The 7,800-nt window shown below is 68.2% G+C and carries 5 protein-coding genes; 3 read left to right on the top strand and 2 right to left on the bottom strand.

Annotated features, from left to right (window positions below; all coding sequences use genetic code 11):
* A partial coding sequence (locus EB084_15215) for an LLM class flavin-dependent oxidoreductase (protein NDD29606.1) occupies positions 1 to 989 on the bottom strand: 989 nt, incomplete at its 3' end.
* A gap of 193 nt (positions 990 to 1,182) precedes the next feature.
* On the opposite strand from EB084_15215, the gene EB084_15210 reads away from it, so the two are divergent.
* A complete protein-coding gene (locus EB084_15210) occupies positions 1,183 to 4,560 on the top strand; it encodes a diguanylate cyclase (GenBank protein NDD29605.1) in 3,378 nt (1,125 codons plus the stop codon).
* A 20-nt stretch (positions 4,561 to 4,580) separates the two neighbouring features.
* Here the strand turns inward: EB084_15210 and EB084_15205 are convergent, their stop codons facing one another.
* Positions 4,581 to 5,738 carry a type II secretion system F family protein gene (locus tag EB084_15205; GenBank protein ID NDD29604.1) on the bottom strand — a complete coding sequence of 386 codons (1,158 nt, stop codon included), beginning with the start codon at positions 5,736 to 5,738 and terminating at the stop codon, positions 4,581 to 4,583.
* Between the two features lie 29 nt (positions 5,739 to 5,767).
* Between EB084_15205 and EB084_15200 the strand changes: the two genes are divergently transcribed.
* Both EB084_15200 and EB084_15195 read left to right on the top strand, forming a co-directional pair.
* Positions 5,768 to 6,538 carry a carbonic anhydrase gene (locus EB084_15200; protein NDD29603.1) on the top strand — a complete coding sequence of 257 codons (771 nt, stop codon included), beginning with the start codon at positions 5,768 to 5,770 and terminating at the stop codon, positions 6,536 to 6,538.
* Positions 6,526 to 7,800: hypothetical protein (locus tag EB084_15195; GenBank protein NDD29602.1), on the top strand; the 1,275-nt coding region annotated here is incomplete at its 3' end. The genes EB084_15200 and EB084_15195, both read left to right, overlap by 13 nt.

The raw sequence follows: 7,800 nt of genomic DNA, 5'->3' as shown, positions 1-7,800 counted from the left end.
ACGAGGGTGACGCTGGTGGCGCCGGCGTCGAGATAATCGCCCACGATGCGCTTCAGACGTGGCATGGTGCCGTAGTACACGAACTTCATGACCACGTCTTCAGGAATCCACCGCTGCAACCCACGGTAGCGCGCCATGCTCTCCGGATCGGCCGGGTTCACGGTGATGTAGCTGGCGTCGCCGAACTCCGGGGGGGAGTCGAGGGGCATGCCCATCTGCTCGAGCACTGGGGGCCACACGAGGGTGAGGGCGTAGCGTCGGGCCGACGCGACCACAAGCATGCGTGAGGCCTTCTCGTCGTCGACCAGCGCAACCGGGATGTTGGCCACCCGATCGATGCACGACGGGTCGCGCCCCGCGGCGCGCGCGGCATCGATGATGGGGGCATGGTAGTGGGCGAAGTGCTCGGGAGGGATGACCACCGGAAGCCAGCCATCGCAGACCTCGCCGCACAGCTGCTGCGCCTTGGGGCCCAGGGCAGCAAGGTAGATGGGAATGCGTCTCTCCTTGTAGGGTCGCACCGACAGGGCACCGCCGGGAATCGAGTGCAGCGCGCCGTCGTAGTGCACCGGCCCTCGGGTGTCGAGCAGCGCGCGGGTGATGGCCACGGTGTCCTTGAGGCGCGCGAGACGCCTGTCCCAGGCGATGCCGAAAGGCGCGACGTTCATGGCCTCGCCCGTGCCCAGACCGATGATGACACGCCCGCGCGAGATCTGATCGAGGGTGGCGGCGCGCTGGGCGAAGACGGCGGGGGGAACGCGATGCGGATCAGAGACCGCCGTGCCCAGGGTGATGCGACGGGTGCGCATGGCCATGGCCGTGAGAAGGCTCCAGGCACAAGGGGCCTGGCTCCAATCCGGATAGCCGAGGTGATCCGGTAGCCACAGCCGATCGAACCCCATGCGCTCGACGAACGCAGCAAGGGATACCTGCAGGTTTACGTCGAGTGCGGGAGGCAGGGTGAATCCGAATGTGGGTGAGGCGGGCACGAGCGTCCTCCTTCGTCATCGCGCAGACGGCGGCCGCGCCGTGCGCCACCGGGTCGGGCGCGGCGCTTCGTCGACAGCGCGCCATGACCCGTAGTGCCGCGCAAGACGAGCAGATTCCTGTGTCGCCTGCCCCGACACGGGTGGAGATCGAGAGGGAAACCCTACCGGCAGACCCGAACTGCCCCAAACAGCCGTGAATCCATCGCCCTCCACTCCCGACGCGCAGCAGGCCCAGTACCTCGTCCACACCGACGAGCTGACCGGCCTGTACAACCGACGCTTCTACAACCAGGCGTATGCCGAGGCGGTGGCCAAGGCGCAGGCCGAGGGCACCGATCTCGCCCTCATCGTCATCGACGTCGACTTCTTCAAGAGCATCAACGACCGCTATGGTCACCAGCAGGGCGACGCCGTGCTCCAGGGCGTGGGGTCCGTGATCAACGAGACGGTGGGCATGCTCGGCTACCCGATTCGCTACGCGGGCGACGAGTTCTCGGTGCTGCTGCCCGGCGTGAGCCGCGAGCAGGCCGAGGAGTGCGGCGCTGCGCTGTGCGAGAACGTTCGCACCGCGCGTTTCATCATCGAATCGACCGGCCAGCCCGCCAAGATCACATTCAGCCTCGGAGTGGCGCACTTCCCCACCGACGTCGAAGAAGCCGAGCAGGTCTTTCACTGCGCCGACCATGCCGCCTATCTCGCCAAGAAGCGCGGGCGCGACGGCTACGTCGTCTACGACGCGAGCTCCGAGAACGTGCTCGACGCCAGCACCCTCTCGAGCTACTTCCCCTGCCAGCGGCTCATCGCCCGCCAAGCGCTCCTCGAGCCGCTCATCGAGGGGCTGCTGGCGCCCGCCGACAAGCCCGTGCAGTGGGCGGTGGTGACCGGTCGGCACGGGTATGGCAAGACCCGTCTGCTCCAAGACCTGCGCGCAAAGGCCGACACGCAGCGACGGGTGCTGCTCGAGGCCTCCGGGCTTCCCTATCGCACGGGGCAGCCGTATGGGTTCATCCTCGAAGCGGTGGGCAGCTACCTCCACACCCATCCGCAGGCCGGCCAGCAGGTGGCCACGGTGCTGTCGATGGCCGAGATCGCCGCCGTCTCGCGCCTGCTGCCCAACCTCTCGCGACACGTTCTGCTCTCGACCGACGCCGCGCAGGAAGAAGCCGACGTCCCCGACGCGCTCTGCTCGCTGCTGCTGGCGCTGGGCAAAGGGCGCTCTCCCAGCTTTCTGTTCGACGACTTCCAGCGCGCCGACCAGGGTTCGCTGGCTGTCATGGAACGGCTGCGCCAGCGCGATCCGCTCACGTTCGTCTGCCTCAGCCTGCGCGACGACCCGGACACCCTCGAGAACAACGTGCTGGTGGTGGAGTTCGTGAACGCGCTGCTCGAGCGCGGCGACGCGGGGCTCGTCGAGCTCGAGCCGCTCACCGAGGCGCAGGTGGGAGAGATGGTGTGCGCCATCCTGTCTGGCGCCGACAAGCACCCGCACCTGCAAGCCTTCGTGTGGGAGCGCTCGCAGGGCATCCCGCTGATGGTGGAAGAGGTGCTCAAGCTCCTCGTGCTGCGGGGCTGCCTGCGCTACGAGGGCAAGGCGCTGATGGTCTCAAGCCTCGAGGCCGAGAACGTGCCCGCCAACCCGGACGACCTCATGGCGATGCGCGCGGGCCAGGTCGAAGATGACATTCGCATCACCATGTCGCGGGCCGCGGTCATCGGCATCGAGTTCGACTTCGACACCCTCAAGCAGCTCTGCGAGACAGAAGGCGCCTATCTGCGCGGCATCTTGAAGCGCGCGCGCAAGCTGCACATCGCCACCGAGATCGAGCCCGGCGACAACCCGCTTCACCAGTTCGTCTCGCCCCAGTCGCACGCCGCCTTCTACAAAGCCATCTCCGACGATGAGCGCACGCGGCTGCACGCAGAGGTGGCGGCGCTGCGAGAAGGCCAGCACGCGGCCGGCCTGGTGCGCCTTCTCAACGATCTCGCCTTCCACTACGCCCGCGGCGGACGAGACGAGAAGAGCGCCCAGTACCGTCGGCTCATCGGCGCCCTCTTCAGCCAGTTCACCCGCTCCGACGCCCTCGACGAGGGCGACGATCTCAAGGACCTGGTGAGCAGCGGAACGACGGCGGAAGAGGTGCTGGCCCTGGCGGCGCGCGCGGCGTCGGCGTTCCGCACCTGTCGCAACGGCGTCAAGATGTACGGGTTCGAGCACGTGTCGCGCAAGGGCACGTTCCGCGAGGCCATGGCCGCGTTCGAGACGCTGCTCGACGAGGCCGATACCGTGACGTACAGCCTGGCCGATGGCCGGCTTCTGGTGAACGGCGCGCCGCTGCCGCAGTCGATGCAGTACGGCACGATGCTCTTCGAGTTCGACGAGTACGGCGTGAAGGGCGTGACGTTCAAGCGAGGGCTCACCGAGGGCGAGCTGCGGCAGCTGCTCGAGGCCCTGTCAGACAAGCCCGACGGTGTACGGGCCAAGGGCGGCCTGGGACGCATTCTCAGCGACGCGGGCGCCCAGCACGTGGTGCCCAGCGAGACCCTCTACGTCGCTGTGAGCGAGCGCGACATCTTGTTGAAGCGCGCCGACGGCGCGCATCGCAACATGGTCATCAAGGAGGTGGAGACCAGCGGAGAGTCGCGGCGCGTCAGCGCCACCGACCCGCAGGCGGGAACGAGCCCCCAGGAGGGGGAGTGGCTGCGCGAGAAGGCGCGCTGGCAGCGCGAGCTGGCGCGCTACGCCGACCCCCGCATGCTCGACAACCTGTCGAAGAGCTGGGAGGTGGCGCGACAAGACCTCGAGAGCGGAGACACGTTGCGGGTCACCGCCGCATCGAAGCTGTATGTCGATTCCGGGCGCAGATCGGTGGGTCCCCTGCTCGAGCTGCTCGCCGCCACGAGCGATCTGCGCGCGCGCGCCGTGGCGGCGTCGCTGCTCTTGCGCATCGCGCCAGACGCCACCGACCGCGTGCGCAACCTGCTGGCGGCGGCCCTTGAGCCCGAAGAGCGCGCCAACCTCATCGCTGTCCTGGGGTGCTGGAAGGACGCGGGCACAGCCGCCATCGTCGAGCCGTATGTCTTCGACAGCGACCGCGCGGTGCGGCTCGAAGCCATTCGAACCCTGGCCACCTGCAGCGAGGCCACCCTCGACCACCAGCTGCTGAAAGCGCTCCGCGATGGAAGCGACGAGGTGAAGGCCGACGCCATCACGGCCATCGGTGACCGCGGCGTGTTCGAGGCCATGGCCACCCTCACCGACCTCATCAAGAAGACGGGAATGTTCGGCGCCGAGGCTGACGAGCGGGTTCAGGCGAGAGCCTGCCGCGCTCTCGGTCAGCTTCAGGCGTTCAAGGCCGTTCCCGCCGTCATTGCAGCCCTGGCGCGCGGATCGGTCTCGACGCGCACCAAGCCCGCGCCGGTTCGCGTGGCCGCGGCCATGGCCCTCGAGCGCCTGGTGACGCCGGGAAACCGCGCCTCCGTGGAGCAGGCCCTCGAGACCGCCGCGCGCGATGAGGAAGCCACCGTGCGCTCGGCCGCCCAGGTCGCCCTGGGGCGGGTGCGGTCGACATGAGCTGCTGACCGCCGGGGGAACTACGACATGGTGCCGATGAACGTGTAGATGGGCACGAACAGCGCGATCACGATGAAGCCCACAAGCCCCGCGAGCAGCACCATGAGGGCGGGCTCGAGAAGCGTGATGACGGTCTCCATGCCATACTCCACGTCGAGCTCGTACGCCCCCGCGATGCGCAGCATGAGCTCGTCGAGATGGCCTGTCTCCTCGCCGCTGCCCACCATGCCGACGAACAGCCGGGGGTAGAGCTCGGGGCAGCCGTCCATGTAGGTCGAGAGCGAGAGCCCCCGCTTGAGGGCCTCTCGCGCCAGGATGATGTCATCGCGGTAGGACGCGTGACCGCAGCTGCTCGAGGTCTGCAGCAGGGCATCCATGACCGGGACGCCGGACGCGAGCATGGTTCCGAGCGAACGAGCGATGCGGGCGAGTACCACCTTGCGGGTGAGCTCGCGGGTGAAGGGAAGTGCGAGAAGCATGCGGTCCCGGAAGGCCGCCCCGTTCACCGTGCGCAGCCAGGCACGGGTGCGGTGGAAGATCAAGACCGCCGAGACGATGGCGATGAGCGCGCTCCAGGGGCGCGAGGCCACATCGACGCCCAGCATCAGGATGCGGGTGGGGAGCGGGATCTCCTTCAGCGCGTTGAGCATGGGCATGAACGAGGGCAGCACGAAGCGGAAGAACCAGAACGTGAGCGCCAGCGTCACCGCCAGCACGAAGGCGGGATAGGTCAGCGCGCCCTTCACGCGGGCGCGGAGCATGGCGTCGCGCTCGAGATAGCTGGCGAGGAGCGAGAGCACCCGATCAAGATTGCCCTGCATCTCTCCGGAGCGCACCAGGGCGACGTACATCGGGTCGAACACGTCGCGCTCCCGACCCAGGGCGCGCGAGAGGTTCTGCCCGCCTTCCATGAGACGGCTCACCGAGAAGAGCGATTCTCCGAGGGCCGTCGAGACGTGCTGCTGGGCGAGCACCTCGATGCCGCGGTGAATGGTGAGCCCACCCGCCAGCAGGGCCGCCAGCTGGCGGGTGAAGAGGGCAAGCTCCTGGCGGGTGGGCTGCCTGGCTGCAAAGTTCACGAGCAGGTATTCATCTCTCGCGTGACCGAGTCCTTGAACCCCTCGCGGGTCACATTGGCATTCGGCGGTCGGAAAGATCTGAAGGAGGACCCCTCCCACAGGGCCAAGTCCTCTTCACCCAGCCCCCGATGGGTCGGGGACCCTCCCTGCATCGAAAAAGGAGCCCTTCTGTGAAACACTCAAAGTCTCTCCAACGCCGCCTGCCAGCGCTGGCGGCTGGGTTTGCAGCCCTGGCCCTTGTGGGAACCCTCCTCAGCCCGTGGGCAGACCCTGCGGGCGCTCAGCCCCCGCAGAAGAAAGCGGGCGCACAGCCCTCTCCGGCGGCGGTCAAGCCGGTATCGGCCGACAAGGCGCTGTTCCGTCTCAAGGAAGGCAACAAGCGCTACGTGAGCGGTCACGTGCAGCGCATGAGCCGCCTGCATGACCGCCCTCTCGAGCTCGATGGCGTGCAGTACCCCATGGCCGAGATCGTGGCGTGCTCCGACTCGCGCGTCGACCCGACCCTCGCGTTCGACCAGGGGTGGGGCAACCTGTTCGTGACCCGACTGGCCGGCAACGTGGTCGACAACATCGTGCTGGCCTCCACCGAGTACGCGGTCACCGCCTTGCACACGAAGCTCATCGTGGTGCTGGGCCACGAGAAGTGCGGCGCGGTGCAGGCGGCGATGTCGGGCAAGAAGCTTGACGGCCACCTCGCCGAGCTCATGGACATGATCCGCCCCGCGGTCGAGCAGACCCGCGAGATGTCGGGTGATGCCGAGGAGAACTGCATCGTCGCCAACGTGCGCCTGGGCATGAAGGCCATCGCCAGCGACCCCACCGTGAAGGCACAGCCTGGCGTGATGATCAAGGGCGCGGTCTACCAGTTTGACACCGGCGAGGTGCAGTGGGTTCCCTGATCGAAGCGAGCGACCCCGCTCCGGCAGCGAGGGTGTCGGCGGTCACGAGCACCGCCGATGCCCTCGTCTGCCTACAGGCCTGTCCGCTGTTTGCGTCGGTTCCGCTACCGTCGCTGGCGCGGATGCTCGGCGCCATGGAGGCTTGCGCCATCGACGCGGGCGACGCGCTCTACACCGAGGGGGAGAGCGCGGAGGCGCTGTTTTTCATCACCAGCGGCACGGTCTCTCTCGTTCTGCCCAGCGGTCGCGAGATGCGGCTCGCAGCCCCCCACTGCGGAGAAGAGGCGCTCGGTGGCGCGCCGCGACGGCTGTGCACCGCGCGCGCGGCCACGCGGGTAACGGCGTGGCGCATCTCGGCTGATGCGCTCTCCGAGGTTGCCGCTACGCACAAGCACCTCGCCACCGACGCACTCCTCGGCCTCTTCCAGACCGTGTCAGACGAGCCGCTGCTCACGACGCCCCAGCGCCGACCGTCTGCGCCGTCCCCATCAACGGCTGACCTCAAGGAGCGCATCGGCTGGATCTGCGCCGTGCTGCTGCCGCTCATTGCCGGATTCGCCACGTTCATCGCCGGCGCGTCTGTACCCATCGCGCTCTTCGCCGCAATCATGTCGGTGACCGTGACGATGTGGGTCTTCTCGCTGGTCGACGAGTTCATCCCACCGCTGGTGGCGCTGGTGGCCATCCTCTTCACGGGGCTCGCCCCTCCTCTCGTGGCACTGGGCGGCTTTGCCAACCCCACGCTCATGACGCTGCTCGGGGTCTTTGCGCTCTCCGCGGTGATGGCCGGCTCTGGCCTCACCTACCGCCTCATGCTGCGGCTGCTGCGCGCCATCCCGGATCGCCCCGCCTGGCAGCAGACAGCGCTGATGCTGGGGGGGTACGCCCTCTCGCCCATCACCCCTTCGGGAAACAACCGCCTGGCGCTCATGCTCCCGCTCTACCGCGACATGCGCGAGGGCCTGGGGCTGCCCCGCGGCGGCAACGCCGCCACGGCGCTGATGGCGGCCACGTTCTCCGGCGCGATGCTGTTCTCGCCGATGATGGCCACGAGCAAGTCGTCGAACCTCGTCGCCGTGGGCCTGCTTCCCGCGCAGACCCAGGAGCAGTTCATGGGGCTCTACTGGCTGGTGGCCGCGGCGGTGGCCGCGCTCACGTGCACCGCGCTGAACGCGCTGGCCCTGCGCTTCATCGTGCCGGCCGAGAACCCCGCTCCCCTCGACAAGGCGAGACTCGAGGCCCAGCTCGCCCTCCGCGGGCCC

This window comes from Pseudomonadota bacterium (assembly GCA_010028905.1).
GTDB lineage: Bacteria > Vulcanimicrobiota > Xenobia > RGZZ01 > RGZZ01 > RGZZ01.
The sequence above is the reverse complement of the archived record's forward strand: the minus strand, read 5'-3'. Positions and strand labels throughout refer to the sequence as shown.

Coding starts and splice junctions, on each gene's coding strand:
- EB084_15200 (NDD29603.1), top strand. CDS start 5,768: ATGGGTCGGGGACCCTCCCTGCATCGAAAAAGGAGCCCTTCTGTGAAA.